This window comes from Pseudarthrobacter sp. GA104 (assembly GCF_009741265.1).
Lineage (GTDB): Bacteria > Actinomycetota > Actinomycetes > Actinomycetales > Micrococcaceae > Arthrobacter.
Genome location: NZ_WOWL01000001.1, coordinates 3,273,064 through 3,287,624 on the forward strand (window position 1 = coordinate 3,273,064; position 14,561 = coordinate 3,287,624).

A 14,561-nucleotide genomic window follows, 5' to 3' on the forward strand; every position below is an offset into this window, starting at 1 on the left:
TTCCCGGCATTCGGCGAATCCGACGGCGGCGGGCCGCTCCTGCGCAGGCTCATCCCACGTGGATGCCCGGGCGGCGGTCCGGGTCGGGTTCGTTTTCGCGGATGATTTCCCGGACCACCGGGGCAGTGTCGCCGCGGCCCAGGAGGAGGTAGCGCATCAGGTGGGCCAGCGGGTTACCTTCGGACCACTCGAAGTAGGCGTGCGGTTTGACACCCGTGCCGTCCCGCAGCGCAAGGAGGATCGCGGCGATGGCATTGGGTGCCGCCGGGCTGTTTGCCCGCAGGATCCTGTGGCCGTCCACTTCCACGCCCCGGACTTCCAGGGTCTCGCTGAACTCGGAGGGGTCGGTGATGTCGATTTCCAGGAAGATGACATCCGCGGTGCCGGGCACGGGGTTGTTTTCCCGCTGCACCGCTTCCTTGTCCCTGTACTCGGCGCCGTCCCGGTCCTGCGGACGGTTGGCGATCAGGTTGATCCGGCCGTCGTACTCCAGCGTGTCCCTGATGAAGCGGCGTGCGCCGTCGTCGAACTCTATTTTGTCCACGCGCAGCTCAGTGGTGCGGCTGACGCGGGAGACGAGGGAGATGGCAATGATGCCAAGGATGAAGAACGCGGAGATGGTGATGCCGTCCGGTTTCTCGATCACGTTGGCGGCCAGCGCGTAGAGCATCACCAGCGTGAGCACGGTGAAACCGATGGACGCCGCGCGCTGCTTCCGGCGGATGGCGGAAATGGTGACGGCGATGGCGCCGGAAACCATCATGGCCAGGACGCCTGTGGCGTAGGCACCGGCCTGGGCGTTGACGTCGGCGTTGAAGCCGATGGTGATCAGGACGCTGATGGCCGTGTAGACCAGCACCACCGGGCGGACGGCGCGGGACCAGTCCGGGGCCATGCCGTAGGAGGGCAGGTAGCGCGGCACGATGTTGATCAGGCCGGCCATCGCCGAGGCGCCGGCGAACCAGAGGATGAGGATGCTGCTGATGTCATAGACGGAGCCGAAGCCGTTGCCGAGCTTTTCGTGGGCAAGGTATGCCAGGGCGCGGCCGTTCGCTTCGCCGCCGTCCTGGAACTGTTCAGCAGGGATCAGGACCGTGGTGACGAAGCTGCTGCCGATCAGGTACACGCTCATGATGACCGCGGCTGCGGTCAGGAGTTTGCGGGTGTTCTTGATCTTGGCGGCGAGCTTCTCCTCGGCAGTGGCGCCTTCGGAGGCCACCAGGGGCATCATGCTGACGCCGGTCTCGAAGCCTGACAGCCCCAGCACCAGCAGGGGGAAAGCCATCAGGGCCGGGCCGACGACCCCGCCCAAGCCTCCGCCGGAGGACGTGAGGGCGGAGGTCCAGCCGTTCAGGGCGCCGGGGGTAGTGAAGATCTCCATGACTCCTGCCCCGATGATCACCGCATTCATCAGCAGGAAGACCGCTACCAGCGGGATGGCCACGGCCACGGCTTCGGAGAAGCCCATCAGGAACACCCCGCCCAGGATCAGGAGCAGGACCACGGTGATCGTGACGGCCTGGCCTTCCAGGAAGTGCGGCAGGAACGGGTTCTCGAGCAGGTGCACGGAGGCGTCGGCGGCTGACAGGGTGATGGTGACGATCCAGGACGTGGCCACGAAGCCGAGCAGGATCAGCACGAAGACCTTGCCTCGCCAGAACGGCAGGAGCCGTTCGAGCATGGCCACGGACCCCTGCCCGTGGGGGCTTTCCTTGGCCACCCGCCGGTACATGGGCAGCATTCCGAGCAGCGTCAGGGCCACGATCAGCAGGGTGGCGAGCGGGGACAGCGCACCGGCGGCCAGGGCCGCGATGCCCGGAAGGTAGGACAGGGTTGAGAAGTAGTCCACCCCGGTGAGGCACATGACCTTCCACCAGCTCTGCTGCGGGGCATGGGCTTCGGCGGCTTCCGGGCCGACGGGCTGGTGCACCCGGTGTTCAAGCAGCCACCGGGTGAAGGCGCTGCCGGGCACTATTTCACGTTCAGGGTTGGGAACGGTGGCGGGAAGGGAGAACTGGGCGGGAGCCGTCAAGGGACGTGTCTTTCTTTTCTGCCGGATGAGGACACACCGGCCCCCGTTTCCAGGCGCGGCACTGTGCTGTAACCACCGGAGCCTAGCACCGGGCAGTTCCTGTCCAACGGGCGTTTCCGGGGATCTTAATGCTTTCTTAACGCCTCTGCCGCAGCAGCGCAGGGTGTAGCGGCGCAGGGATTCACCGGGTCCGGAGGGTCACTCCTGGAAGCGGTACCCCAGGCCGGTTTCAGTGAGCAGGTGCCGGGGGTTGGCCGGGTCCAGTTCAAGCTTCCGCCGCAGCTGTGCCAGGTAGACCCGCAGGTAGGCGGTCTCGTCCGCGTAACCCGGGCCCCACACCCGGGTAAGGATGTCCTCGTGGGTGACCAGGGCGCCGCTGTTCCTGACCAGCAGTTCCAGGATGTTCCACTCGGTGGGCGTCAGCCGCACAGGCACTCCGCGGCGGGTCACCTGTTTGGCGGGCAGATTAACAGTGAACACATCCGTCTTCACAACCGGGGCGTCCCCCGGGGCCCCGCGGCGCAGGGCGGCGCGGAGCCGGGCAAGGAGTTCATCCATCCCGAACGGCTTGGTTACGTAGTCATCCGCGCCGGCGTCCAGGGCCAGGATCTTGTCCTCGGAGCCGTGCCGTGCCGAGAGGACCAGGATGGGCACTTTGTTCCAACGCCTGAGGCGGCGGATGACCTCGACGCCGTCCAGGTCGGGAAGCCCCAGGTCCAGGATGATGATGTCCACCGGGTGCTGCGCAGCCTGCTCCAGCGCGCTCTGGCCGGTGAACGCGGTCACGGTGGAATAGCCCCTGGCGTTCAGGTTGATCTGGAGCGCACGGAGGATCTGGACCTCGTCGTCAACAATCAGGACTGTTGCCATGATGCCCCCCTTATGCCGGGTTCCGGCGCGGCGCCGGTGGAGAGCGGCAGCCGGACCACCATGGTCAGGCCCCCGCCAGGAGTGGGTTCAGCCAGTAGGACCCCGCCCATGGCCTCGGTGAACCCCTTTGCGACAGCCAGGCCAAGGCCGATCCCCGTCCCCGGAGTGGTGTCATCCGCGCGCTGGAAGGGCCGGAACATGGCCAGGACCTCATCGGCGGGGATGCCCGAGCCGTGATCAACCACGGTGAGCTCACTGGCGGGAACATCCCCAATTCTCGCACTGCCCGCACCTCCCACCGCGCCGGCAATCACCACATCGGAATCCGGGGCGTACTTGAGTGCGTTCTCCACGAGGTTGGCGATGACGCGCTCCAGCATCCCCGGGTCCGCATCTACGGGGGGCATGTTGTCCGGCAGCAGCACCCGGAGGCGCTCCGAGTCCGTTCCCCGCAGTGCCTCGCCCACCACATCCACCCAGTAGACCGGGCGGATGAGGGGCGCCACCGAATCGGCCGTGATCCTGGACATGTCCAGGAGGTTGCTGACCAGCCGGTCCAGCCTGTCCGCGCCGTACTCGATGGTGGCCAGGAGTTCTTCCTGCTCATCGGGCCCGAAGGTGATGCTCTTGTCCCGCAGGCTGCTGGAGGCCAGCTTGATGCCGGCCAGGGGGGTGCGCAGGTCATGGGACACCGCCCGCAGGATGGAGGTCCGCATGGTGTTGCCCTCGGCCAGGCGCAGGTTTTCACGCTGGCTGGCAGAGAGTTCCTCGCGCTGCACCATGGCCAGCAGGTGTGCGCCGAAGGCGGCCAGCAGCCGCCTTTCGTCCTGCGAGAGTTCCCTTCCCGTCAGGGTGAGCATCCTGTCCCCGTTCAGCTGCTCCACCGTGTCCGCCTCCGATACTTCAGCGGGGCGGGGTTCGCCGGAGAATTCCCGGAGCTCCCAGACCGCGGACCTGCCGGTCCCGCGCCTGGCCCACAGCCCGGCACCCTTCACCTGGAAATGTTCCCTGACCTGGTCCAGGAAGGCGGGGATGCTGTTGCCTTCGGCGACGGCCCGGCGGCTCAGTTCGCCCAGGACGGCGGCCTCCGCGCCGGCTATGTGTGCTTCCTTGCTGAGCTTGGCCGAGCGGTCCACCACCAGCGAGACGGCCACCGCCACCAGGACAAAGATGAGCAGCGCCAGGACGTTTTCCGGATCGAGGACTGACAGGGACCCGACCGGCCGGACACTGAAGTAGTTGACGATGAGCCCTGCGAGGACGGCCGCCGCCACGGCCGGCCAAAGCCCCCCGAGCAGGGCGACGCCCACAATGCCGGTCAGGTGGACCAGCATGTCCGTTGACAGCTGGTTGTGGGGGAGGAGGTCCAGGATGAACTGCAGGGCAGGGGGAAGCCCCACCGCCAGGGCAAACGCGGGGATCTCCCGGCGCCGGCCCAGCCGGGGAGGCGTCCGCCTCTGGCCGCCGGAGGGGCCGGGAAGGTGGTTGATGAGGTGGACATCCATGGCGCCCGCATCCCTCAGCACACCGGCTGCCACCCCGCTCCGGCCCCGGAAGGGGGACCGGCGCGAGGGGGCCCCCACCATGATCTGGGTGGCGTTGATGCTCCGGGCGAAGTCCACCAGGGCCTGCCCGACGTCCCGCCCGCCGATGGCGTGGAATACGCCGCCGAATTCCGCCGTGAGCCTGCGCAGCATCTCCAGGTCCTTGCCGGACTCCGCGGCTCCCTCCGTGCCGGTACGGACGTGGATTACGTGGAGCTCCCCGCCGGTGGCCGCGGCGAGCATCCTTGCGGCACGGCGGACCAGGACCTGGTCGCGGCTCTTCCCGCCCACCCCGACGGCGATCTTTTCCCGGGCCGGCCAGCTCTCCCGGACCCTCTTCAATTCCTTGTAGTCGGACAGGTCTGCGTCGACGCGCTCAGCCAGCCACAACAGTGCGAGCTCCCGCAGGGCGGCGAGCGTGCCGATGCGGAAAACGCCGGCAAGCGCGGCGTCGGCCTCTTCCCGGGTGCCGTAGATCTTTCCGTCGGCAAGCCGCTGGCGCAGCAGCTCAGGCGAGGCGTCCACCAGTTCGATCTGGCCGGCGCCCCGCACCACGGTGTCCGGGACAGTGAGTGATTCCTGCTCTCCCGTGACCTCCCGGACCGCGTCGGAGAGGGATTCCAGGTTCCTGATGTCCAGGGTGGAGATGACGTTGATCCCGGCGTCGAGCAGGGCGTCCACCTGCTCCCACCGGTGCACACCGCCCGAGGCGGCGGCGTAGTCGTCCACCAGGACAATGTCCGGCGCCCGGTCCTTGACGGCCTGGACGTCCAGCCCGCCTTCCAGGCCCTCGGTCCCCGGTTTCGGGCACAGCTCCAGGCCCTCCAGCATCTCCTCATTGTCGGCACGGCCTTTGGCAGCGACCGCACCGACGACGACGTCGAAGCCCTCCCCGGCCAGCCTGCGGCCTTCTTCCAGCAACGCAAACGTCTTGCCTGCCCCGGGCGCAGCCCCAAGAAAGATGCGCAGATTACCTCGTGCCATGGCTCTATTGTTCCCCCTGCGCGATCGTTCCCCCTGCGCACATGGTGGTTTGGCTAGAGTGATGGGTGGACTGAAGGCAGGGGGCCGCATGGTGGAAGAAACGCAGACGGGTATGGCCGGGACGATCCTGGGCGAACGCTACAGGGTTGGCCAGGTAATTGGCGACGGCGGCATGGGGAGCGTCTACCGGGGAACCGACGTGGTGCTGGGCAGGGAAGTGGCGCTTAAGGTCTTCCGTGCCGACGTCACCGATCCGGACGAACTGCGCAGGCAGCAGGCAGAAGCCCGGATGCTTGCCGGGCTGAACCACCCCGGCCTGGTCACGCTCTTCGACACCGGAACCCTGCTGAGCGGCGGGCGGGAGGTGCCGTTCCTGGTGATGGAACTGGTCAGCGGCGTGGACCTGCGCGGCCAGCTGGCTTCGGGCCCGCTGCCCGGCGCTGAGGTGGCCCGGCTGGGCGCCGAGCTCGCGGGGGCGCTGCAGTACATCCACCACCGGGGTGTGGTCCATCGCGACATCAAACCCGCAAACATCCTCTTGACCCGGTACACGGCGGATTCCCCCCTGCGCCCCAAGCTGGCGGACTTCGGCATCGCACGGATGCTCGACGGCGCCCGGGTCACCGCCACCAACATGGTTCCGGGGACGGCGGCCTACTTGAGTCCGGAGCAGGCCAGCGGGGAGCAGGTTGGACCGCCGGCGGACATCTATGCGCTGGGGCTTGTGCTGCTGGAGGCGCTGACCGGGAAGGTGGCATTCCCCGGGCCGCCGCTTGAGGCCGCAGTGGCCAGGCTCTCGCGGGACCCGGATATTCCCGCTTCCCTGGGCCCGAGCTGGGTGCCGCTTCTCGCCGCCATGACTGCACGGGACCCCCGGGCACGGCCGGAGGCCTCGGCCGTGGCCGCAGAATTCGGCACGGCCGGAGACTGGGGCGGGCTGGCCGATGCAGGCGGCGGGGCAACGGCCGCCACCGCAGCCCTTCCGCAGCCCACCCGCGTCCTTGCTCCCCAACGGCCCGGAAATGCTCCCGAACCGTCCGGGAACTCCGGGCCCGCAGCGCCGGCAGGTACCCGGGGTTCCAGGATTCCCTCCCTTTCCGGCAGCGAAGCAACCAACGCGACGTCATGGCAGCGGGCTCCCCGGTCAGGAATCCCTGAAGCCGGGGCAGGAATCCCTGAAGCGCCGGCCCGCGGGCCATCAATCGCGCGGCGTCCGTGGAAGAAGCCCGGCACAATGGGAGGGCGCCGGCCCTGGGTCCTTGCCGCCGTCGCCGTTCTGGTGCTGGTCCTCGCGGCAGTCCTGCTGGCCGCCATCCAACGGCCCTCTCCGGCCCCCGTGGAAACACCCCAGCCGGTCATCACCGGACCGCTGGGCGAGCACTTCAAGGAACTGGAAGAGAGCGTCACGCCATGAGCCGGACAAAACACGCGGTCCGGATCCTGGCCGCCTGCCTGGGGCTTGTGCTGTTGACGTCCTGCGCCGGTGCGTCGGAGGTGGATGCAGGAACGGCGGAAGGCCTGCAGGCCCGGGTGGCCTCGGCCAAGCAGTTCGCCGCGCAGCAGGACTTTCCGGCGGCGCTCGCCGAGCTTCAACAGCTGGGCCAGGACGTGGCAACCGCAGCGGAAAAGGGCCTGATGTCGGCCGAACGGAAGGCGCGCGCGGAGGCTGCGATCAGCAAGATCAGGGCTGAACTCGAGGCCGCGCAGCAGGCGGCGGAGCCGCAGCCCGCACCTTCCGCGGAACCAACGGCCGCTGAGGACAAGGAGGACGCCCAAAAGGAGGCTGAAAAGCAGCTCGAGGATGCCAAGAAGGACGCCGAGAAGGGCAAGGGCAAAGGTAACGGGTAAAGGCGGAGTAACCTCCGGCCGTTAGTACACGCTTGCCTGAATACATCTGTGGATGTACTTTGAGTCCATGGAATTGCTCACTCAGGCCCCCGTGCTGTCCAGGTTCGGTTATGCGGTGTCGGATGCCACCCGTGCGCGGATTCTCCTGGCCCTCTCGGAAGCGCCTGCTTATCCCTCGGATTTGGCGGACGCCCTGGGGGTCTCGCGGCAGAGCATGTCCAACCACCTGGCCTGCCTGCGCGGCTGTGGACTGGTGGTTGCTGTCCAGGACGGGCGGCGGAGCCGCTACGAACTCGCGGACGCCCGGCTTGGCCACGCCATCAAGGACCTGATCGGCGTTGTCCTTGCCGTGGATCCGGCCTGCTGCGCCCCGGACGGGGAGTGCGTGGCATGACGCTGATCCGCACACCAACCCCGGAACGCCGTGCGGTGTTGAGCCGGAGGATCCGGCTGTTCGCGGCCGCCACCATCAGCTATAACGTCATCGAGGCCGTGGTGGCACTCTGGGCCGGCGGGACCGCGGACTCCTCGGCGCTGGTGGGCTTCGGCCTGGACTCGGTCATAGAGGTGGCATCCGCCCTGGCGCTGTCCTGGCAGTTCACCGCCAAGGATCCGGGCGGCGCGAGCACCTGACCCTGCGGATCATTGCCATTTCCTTCTTTGCCCTGGCCGCGTTCGTGAGCGTGGACGCGGTCCGGTCACTCACGGGCGGGGGAGAAGCCCGGCACTCGGCGCCGGGAATCGCAATCGCAGCCTTGAGCCTGGCGGTCATGCCTGTCCTGTCTTGGGCGCAGCGCCGCGCCGGGCGGGAACTGGGCTCCAGGACCGCCGTGGCCGATTCCAAGCAGACGCTGCTCTGCACGTACCTTTCGGCCGTGCTGCTGGTTGGCCTGGTCCTGAACAGTGCATTGGGCTGGTGGTGGGCCGATGCCGGGGCCGCCCTGGTCATCGCCGGCATCGCCGTCCGTGAAGGAATCGACGCCTGGCGGGGTGAGGCCTGCTGCCCTGTCCTGCACGCCAATGACGGCAACGGCCCTGGTGAAGAAGACGCTGCCTGCTGCACCGGCTGCCAGGCAGACGCCCAGCCGGCTCCGGAAACCCCGGCATCCGGGCCGCCGCCGTCCGGTCGCTGAGCGCCCGCCTCCACCCCGGGGAACGTCCGGACCGCAGTGCGGAACCAGGATCCGGTTTCCGCACTTTCCCTTCCCCCGCCAGTTGGCGCGGGTGGATCATTTAGCCATGGACAAGCGCGCAAGCCGTGGCGGCCATGGCGCCGCCGAGGGCGTGGAGGCCGCGAACGGGCCCGGGCGCCCCGGGCAACCGGGCCGGCCGGACCACGTGGTGGTGTTCGTCCACGGCATGGGGCGGGCCCTCAAGGGCGGCACCCTGCAGGAGTGGGCCCAGCCGCTGATGCTGAGCCTGCACGATCTCTCCCTGGACATGGTGCCGGGCACCGCGCATCCGCACCTGGTGATCACCAAGGCCAACGCGGTGGGCGACGCGCCGGAGGTGCTGGTCAAGGTCCTCCGCGGCGTGGACGGCCACGAACCGGACTACCTGACTGTGCTCATGACCGAGGCGTCCTGGGGCAGGGACTTCGAGCCGGCGTCGGCCGCTTCAACCTACTCGTGGGCGCTGCGCACGGCCCTGCGCGTGTACATGCGGTCCGTGCAGCTGATCAAGTGGAACCTCCATCCCGGCCGGCGGAAGGACATCGGGTGGCTCGGCGCCTGGCTGCGGCAGCTGGTCCTCACGTCGCTGGCCGCGTTCGCCGGGTTCTTCATCCTGCTTGCGGTGCTGGTGGTGCTGCTGCTGATCATCATCCTGGCGTGGATTCCGGGGCCGGGCCGGTGGGTGGGGAGGCTCGTGTCCCTGTTCGCGGACTTCCTGGGCGATCCCCAGGTGTGGAAGCGCAAGCCACTGCAGGCCGCGGCCATGCGGCAGCGGGTGGTGGACACGCTCCAGCGCTGGGACCACAGCCCGGGCACGGAGGTGACCGTGGTGGCGCACAGCCAGGGCGCGGCGATCACCGGGCAGGTCCTGTTCCAGAACCAGGCCCGCGCCACCAACTTTGTCAGCGTGGGCAGCGGGCTGGACCTGCTGGGCTACGCGCAGTGGGGCGGCGGGACGGGGGAGGACCCGGTGACGGACTGGCTGGCCAACCCCCGTCGCCCCCGGTGGATCAACGTGTGGGGGAAGTTCGACTTTGTGCCCGCCGGGCCCATCTCCACGCACGCCAACGGCCCGCTGCCGGTCTTCGGCAAGATCTACGCCCGGGACACCGGGGGCGACGGCGGTCCGGGCCCCGAGGAACATCCCGTGTACAACAGGTCCGCCCTGATCTACGACCACATTGTCTACTCCAAGAACCGCGTTGAGGTGCTGGATCCGCTGGCGCGGCTGGTCCTGGACCCGCCGCCACCGGACACTGCCGGGCTGGCGTTCAGGATGCTCGACGGCGACCGGCGGCTCCGCCCGCACCGCGTCATGGTGAAGAGCCTGGGCGTGACGCGGCTTCTCGCCGTCATCACCTCAGCTTTGAGCGCTCCTGCTGCGCTGGCGTGGCTCGGTTCCCTGGACTGGACGCGGAACCTGGTCCAGTGCGGCCCGCCCGGCGCCGCCGGGGATCCCTGGTGGTCCGCCTGGCTGTGCTCCGGCCCGACCTACCACTGGGCGCACTGGCAGGACCTGGGCGTGCTGGCCGTGACAACCGCCGTGTTCGCCGGCGTGCTGGTGGGACTCCTGAACGGGCCGGTGTGGGGAGTGCTGCACGACCGGCTGCAGCGGCTGCGCAAGCCGTCCTTCCGGCAGTCCAGCGATCCCACGCGGAACCTGCCGGCCAACCCCTGGTGGTACGTCACGTGGTATTTGCTGATCGTGACGGGGGTGGCCGTGGCCGTGCCGTTCATGCTGGCGTGGCCGGACCTGCCCTGGGTGGCCGTGGTGGTGCTGGTGGTTGCGCTCTGGGCGCTCTGCTTCACGCGCACGAGCATAACGGGCCTGCCGGCGCGGACCGGTGAACCCGTGCAGGCGCAAGCGGCTGCCACACCGCAGCGGGCGGCACCCCAGCCGCCGCCCGGCGTCGTCCGCGGCGAAAGGCAACAGGCTCAGCCCACCGGTTCGGCAAGCCTTCCGGCTAACACCGTGACCGGTGCGGCGGACCAGCGCTCGCGCTCGGGCTCATAGGAAATGACGACGGCGGCGTCGCTGTCCCGTGCCTCGTCCATGGCGAGCAGCAGGGCGTCCTCCACGTGCCGGGCGTACTCCAGCCGCTCCGCCAGCGTGCCCTGCAGGTCGGCGTCGTCAATCAGCACATGGCCCTTGCCGTCCACGATGACTTTCAGTGAATACCCCTGGTCCTCGTGCAAGGACCCCCTCGTGGATGAAATTTCGGTGACTCTGTCTGCCCGGACCAGCCCGTTGCCGAGCGTGCGGATCCACACTTCACCCATCGAATGACCTCCCCGTTGGCATGGGCGCGGAACAGCGCCCCATAAAGCGAACGCTACTCCTCCGCGGGGCATTTGTGACCCCCGAATTGCTACATTTACGGGCCTTTTGGCACTTCCGGCCGGGGTTTCCCGTGGGAACGATGTTGGCAGGCGGCGCGCCCAATCATTCCGGCCGTCCACTCGCTTTGGGAGTCACTATGGCGGACAAGACCGTGACCACCCGCGGCGGCAACATTGGCTCCGTGCTGGTTAACGCCGTGCTGCTGTGGGGGATCAATATCTGGCCGGGCTGGAAGGTTGTGCCCTTCCTGACGGCGGACATGGAACGTGTGCTCGGAATGATCAACGCGTCCCTGACCGCGGGCATCATCGCCAACCTCATCTTCGTGGTGATCCGCAACCGGGGCGTCATGGCCCTGGGGAACCTGGCGGTCCTGGGCATCGGGCTTGCGGCTACCCTCCGGATGCTGGAGGTCTTTCCCTTCGACTTTGGGGACAGCTGGTCCGGCTGGCCCGTGGTGGTGCGGGTCCTGCTGGTGCTGGGCATCGTGGGCTCCATCATCGGCATGGTGGTGGAAATCGTGGCCATGTTCAGGTCGCTGGCAGGCTTCGGAGAGCGGGCCCGCCAGTAGTCTCCCGGCGCTGGGGATAGCCGGCTTGGCGTTGTACCGCGCTGCGCACCGAGGCCCGGGTTCGGTGCGCACGGACAGTCCCTGCGCACTGAGCCCTGCCCTCGGTGCGCAGGCCGGCGGCGTGCCGGGGAAAGGGGCGTGCCGGGCGCGGCCATAGGATAAATCTGATGACTTCCCCGGACGACCCCCAGCCCTTCAGCCTGCGCGGCATGGCGGTGGCTGCTTTCGGGCCCACGCTGCTCTACGGGATCGGCACGGGAGCCATCCTGCCCGTGGTGGCCCTCTCCGCCCGCGATCTCGGCGCTTCGGTGGCCGTCGCGGCCCTGGTCGTCACGCTGATCGGCGTGGGGTCCTGGTTCTTCAACCTGCCCGCCTCCCTGGTGACCCTCAAGTTCGGTGAGCGCTGGTCCATCGTGGCTGCCGCCGTCGCCGCCGGGCTCGCGCTCGCGGCGGCCGGGCTGACGTCCGTGGTCCCCAACGGGCTGTGGCTGCTCGCAGTGGCGATGGCCGTCGTCGGGATGTCCGGGGCCGTGTTCGGCCTGGCCCGGCAGAAGTACCTCACCGAGGCCGTGCCCGTGGAATTCCGGGCCCGGGCGCTCTCCACGCTGGGCGGGGTGAACCGCATCGGCGTGTTCATCGGCCCGTTCCTGGGCGCGGCGGTGATGCAGTTCGCCGGGATCAGCGGTGCCTACTGGGTGGGCGTGGTGGCCATGGCGGGAGCCGCGCTGCTGTCCCTCACCATCCCGGACCTGGCCGTTGCGCCAGGGCCCGACGGCGGCCACAAGGGTCCGGAGCCCACCCTCCGGAGCGTTGCGGCGTCCCACGCAGGCGTGTTCCTTTCGCTGGGGGTGGGGATCCTGCTGCTCAGCGCCCTCCGCTCCTCCCGGCAGGTGGTCATCCCGCTGTGGGCGGACAACCTGGGCCTGGATGCCACCTCAGCTTCACTGATCTACGGGCTCTCCGGCGCGATCGACATGCTGGTGTTCTATCCCGCCGGCAAGCTCATGGACCGGAAGGGCCGGCAGTTCGTCGCCGTCCCGTCCACGCTGCTGATGGGCGCGGCCCTGCTGGTGATTCCGCTGACCGGTTCCTTTGCGGGGCTGCTGCTGGCGGCGCTGCTGATCGGGTTCGGCAACGGCATCAGTTCGGGACTGGTGATGACGCTGGGCGCCGACTTCTCGCCGGATCGGGGCCGCGGGCAGTTCCTGGGGCTGTGGCGGTTCATGGCCGACGCAGGCTCCACCGCCGGGCCCGTGCTGCTCTCCGGGGTGACTGCCCTTGCCACCCTTGGCGCGGGGATCTCAGCCACCGGCATACTGGGGTTCGCGGCGGCGGCCGTGTTCGCCGTCGTGATTCCGCGCCTGAAGCACCGCCGCAACTACTGACCGGCGGGAGCGCGGGATATCCTCGACAGATGAGTGAACCGGGCACGCCCATGAGGATCAGTGCGCTGCAAAAAGGTGTCTGGTGGCTGCAGGACTACCTATATGCCGCGGGATGGCAGGTCCGCGGCATGTTCTCGCGCGTCCAGCCCGGGTCCTTCCACCAAGGCCACCGGCGGCCGGTGCTGATCATCCCGGGTGTATACGAAAACTGGCAGTTCATGATGCCGCTCATCCAGTCCATCCACGACGCCGGCCATCCCGTCCACGTGGTCACGGTGCTGCAGCGGAACCAGCTGGACGTCCCCGCGGCGGCCCGGATGGTGGCGCAGCACCTGGAGGAAGCGGGGCTGCGGGACGCCGCGATCGTGGCGCACAGCAAGGGCGGCCTGATCGGAAAGTACGCCATGCTGACGCTGGACCCTGAGCAGCGGATCGACAGGATGGTCACGGTGTGCACGCCGTTCTCCGGTTCGCGCTATGCCAGGTACATGCTGCTGCCGAGCCTGCGCATCTTTTCGCCCCGGCACCCCCTGACCCTCGAACTGGCCCGCGAAGAGGCGATCAACAGCCGGATCACGTCCATCTACGGCCCGTTCGATCCGCACATTCCGGAGGGCAGCGTCCTTCCGGGCGCCACCAACATCGAGCTGCCCACCGCAGGGCACTTCCGGATTTTGGGTGATCCTGAGACGGCGCGGATCATCGTTGAGCAGCTGAACCTCGACGAGCCGTGACCCCCGGGCTGGAAAATCCGGATGTCGGGGACCCGCATATGGGGTCCTCCGACGCGGGGTCCGCGCGGGCGGTTCCGGACGAACCTGACCACTCCCGTTCCAGCAGCGCCGTGGAGCGCCGGCAGAGCAGGTGGGCCACAGTCCTGGCGGTGCTGCAGCGGCTGCTGTACCTGGCGGTCACCGTCGCCGTCGGCTGGGCGGTGTACTTTTTCCTGCTCGCCAGGCTTTCCCGCGGCCCTGAGCAGGCGTGGGTGTTCCTGCCCGTCTGGCTGATCCTGGCCTATGCGCTGCTGCCGCGCGTCCACAAGATCCTGAGCAGCCTGTACATCCCGGACTACTTCATCGGCCGGGCAAGGACGGGCGACGGCGTGCTGGGCGATCCCGTCAATCTCGCCGTAGTGGGGACGGAGGAAGAGCTGCGGCGGGCCATGCTTTCCGCCGGCTGGGTGGAGGCGGATCCCATCACCCCGGCGACCGCCTGGCACACCCTGGTGTCCACCGTCCTGGGCCGCAGCTATCCCGCCGCCCCGGTAAGTTCCCTGTACGTCTTCGGCAACAGGCAGGACCTGGCGTTCCAGCGCGAGATCGACGGGAACCCGCGCAAGCGGCACCATGTCCGGTTCTGGAAGTGCCCGCCCGGTTGGATGCTGCCCGGAGGCCTGTCCGTGGACTGGGTGGGGGCCGGCACGTACGACAGGAGCGTGGGACTGTCCCTGTTCACGTTCCAGATCACGCACAAAATTGCCGACCGTACGGACGAGGAACGCGACTTCATCATCGCCACGCTGCAGGCAGCCGAGGCCGTGCAGTCCGTGCACGTCATCCTCAACTACTCCAGCGGCTACCACCACCGCAACGGCGGCGGCGATGCCATCCGCACCGACGGGCATCTGCCGATCATTGACCTGTACGAGCCGGGCCGGCCGGGTGTTTCCGCCTGACTGCAGGTGCGGGGCGCCCGAACCTCGCATACGCTCCGAGTCCAATCGAAACCAGGATGAGGGCAGTACCTGTGGCCTCGGGCCCGGCCAGCAAGCCCGCGGCCAGGAACCCGCTGTCCATTGCCAGGGCGAGGAAGTG

Annotated in this window: 12 protein-coding genes and 1 pseudogene; 9 read left to right on the forward strand and 4 right to left on the reverse strand. The window is 68.5% G+C overall.

All coding sequences use genetic code 11. The annotated features are described in order from the left end of the window. Nucleotides 1–49: 49 nt before the first annotated feature. The 3 genes from GK109_RS14905 to GK109_RS14915 form a co-directional block, all read right to left on the reverse strand. Nucleotides 50–2,032 carry an amino acid transporter gene (locus tag GK109_RS14905; RefSeq protein WP_157241487.1) on the reverse strand — a complete coding sequence of 661 codons (1,983 nt, stop codon included), beginning with the start codon at nucleotides 2,030–2,032 and terminating at the stop codon, nucleotides 50–52. Between the two features lie 198 nt (nucleotides 2,033–2,230). Beyond that, nucleotides 2,231–2,902, reverse strand: a complete 672-nt coding sequence (locus GK109_RS14910) for a response regulator (protein WP_157241488.1) — start codon at nucleotides 2,900–2,902, stop codon at nucleotides 2,231–2,233. After that, nucleotides 2,887–5,430 (reverse strand): DUF4118 domain-containing protein, encoded by a 2,544-nt coding sequence (locus GK109_RS14915; protein WP_157241489.1) that lies wholly within the window; start codon nucleotides 5,428–5,430, stop codon nucleotides 2,887–2,889. Before GK109_RS14915 ends, GK109_RS14910 begins: the two co-directional genes overlap by 16 nt. 88 nt (nucleotides 5,431–5,518) lie before the next feature. Between GK109_RS14915 and GK109_RS14920 the strand changes: the two genes are divergently transcribed. The 5 genes and pseudogenes from GK109_RS14920 (at nucleotide 5,519) to GK109_RS14940 (ending at nucleotide 10,464) form a co-directional block, all read left to right on the forward strand. Next, complete coding sequence (locus tag GK109_RS14920) at nucleotides 5,519–6,844, forward strand: serine/threonine-protein kinase (RefSeq protein ID WP_231754877.1); 1,326 nt, start codon at nucleotides 5,519–5,521, stop codon at nucleotides 6,842–6,844. Further along, nucleotides 6,841–7,278 carry a hypothetical protein gene (locus GK109_RS14925; protein WP_157241490.1) on the forward strand — a complete coding sequence of 146 codons (438 nt, stop codon included), beginning with the start codon at nucleotides 6,841–6,843 and terminating at the stop codon, nucleotides 7,276–7,278. Before GK109_RS14920 ends, GK109_RS14925 begins: the two co-directional genes overlap by 4 nt. A 67-nt stretch (nucleotides 7,279–7,345) precedes the next feature. Further along, the gene (locus GK109_RS14930) at nucleotides 7,346–7,672 is read left to right on the forward strand and encodes a helix-turn-helix transcriptional regulator (protein WP_157241491.1); all 327 of its coding nucleotides are present in this window, start codon (nucleotides 7,346–7,348) and stop codon (nucleotides 7,670–7,672) included. Beyond that, a pseudogene (locus GK109_RS14935) lies at nucleotides 7,669–8,411 on the forward strand (cation diffusion facilitator family transporter). The gene GK109_RS14930 and the pseudogene GK109_RS14935 overlap by 4 nt, the downstream one beginning before the upstream one ends. A gap of 106 nt (nucleotides 8,412–8,517) precedes the next feature. Continuing rightward, nucleotides 8,518–10,464, forward strand: coding sequence for a hypothetical protein (locus GK109_RS14940; protein ID WP_157241492.1), 1,947 nt, complete (start codon nucleotides 8,518–8,520; stop codon nucleotides 10,462–10,464). Here GK109_RS14940 and GK109_RS14945 read toward each other — a convergent pair. After that, nucleotides 10,386–10,730 carry a hypothetical protein gene (locus tag GK109_RS14945; protein ID WP_104998767.1) on the reverse strand — a complete coding sequence of 115 codons (345 nt, stop codon included), beginning with the start codon at nucleotides 10,728–10,730 and terminating at the stop codon, nucleotides 10,386–10,388. The genes GK109_RS14940 and GK109_RS14945 overlap by 79 nt on opposite strands. Nucleotides 10,731–10,927: 197 nt before the next feature. Between GK109_RS14945 and GK109_RS14950 the strand changes: the two genes are divergently transcribed. From GK109_RS14950 to GK109_RS14965, 4 genes are all read left to right on the forward strand, one after another. Beyond that, the gene (locus tag GK109_RS14950; protein WP_157241493.1) at nucleotides 10,928–11,362 is read left to right on the forward strand and encodes a hypothetical protein; all 435 of its coding nucleotides are present in this window, start codon (nucleotides 10,928–10,930) and stop codon (nucleotides 11,360–11,362) included. Between the two features lie 167 nt (nucleotides 11,363–11,529). Then, a complete protein-coding gene (locus GK109_RS14955) occupies nucleotides 11,530–12,747 on the forward strand; it encodes an MFS transporter (protein WP_157241494.1) in 1,218 nt (405 codons plus the stop codon). Between the two features lie 29 nt (nucleotides 12,748–12,776). Next, on the forward strand, nucleotides 12,777–13,481 hold the full coding sequence (locus GK109_RS14960; protein WP_157241495.1) for a triacylglycerol lipase: 705 nt from the start codon (nucleotides 12,777–12,779) through the stop codon (nucleotides 13,479–13,481). Next, a complete protein-coding gene (locus GK109_RS14965; RefSeq protein WP_370460615.1) occupies nucleotides 13,478–14,422 on the forward strand; it encodes an LssY C-terminal domain-containing protein in 945 nt (314 codons plus the stop codon). The genes GK109_RS14960 and GK109_RS14965 overlap by 4 nt, the downstream gene beginning before the upstream one ends. Nucleotides 14,423–14,561 lie beyond the last annotated feature (139 nt).

Coding starts and splice junctions, on each gene's coding strand:
- GK109_RS14910 (WP_157241488.1), bottom strand. CDS start 2,902: ATGGCAACAGTCCTGATTGTTGACGACGAGGTCCAGATCCTCCGTGCG.
- GK109_RS14915 (WP_157241489.1), bottom strand. CDS start 5,430: ATGGCACGAGGTAATCTGCGCATCTTTCTTGGGGCTGCGCCCGGGGCA.
- GK109_RS14920 (WP_231754877.1), top strand. CDS start 5,519: ATGGTGGAAGAAACGCAGACGGGTATGGCCGGGACGATCCTGGGCGAA.
- GK109_RS14925 (WP_157241490.1), top strand. CDS start 6,841: ATGAGCCGGACAAAACACGCGGTCCGGATCCTGGCCGCCTGCCTGGGG.
- GK109_RS14930 (WP_157241491.1), top strand. CDS start 7,346: ATGGAATTGCTCACTCAGGCCCCCGTGCTGTCCAGGTTCGGTTATGCG.
- GK109_RS14940 (WP_157241492.1), top strand. CDS start 8,518: ATGGACAAGCGCGCAAGCCGTGGCGGCCATGGCGCCGCCGAGGGCGTG.
- GK109_RS14945 (WP_104998767.1), bottom strand. CDS start 10,730: ATGGGTGAAGTGTGGATCCGCACGCTCGGCAACGGGCTGGTCCGGGCA.
- GK109_RS14950 (WP_157241493.1), top strand. CDS start 10,928: ATGGCGGACAAGACCGTGACCACCCGCGGCGGCAACATTGGCTCCGTG.
- GK109_RS14955 (WP_157241494.1), top strand. CDS start 11,530: ATGACTTCCCCGGACGACCCCCAGCCCTTCAGCCTGCGCGGCATGGCG.
- GK109_RS14960 (WP_157241495.1), top strand. CDS start 12,777: ATGAGTGAACCGGGCACGCCCATGAGGATCAGTGCGCTGCAAAAAGGT.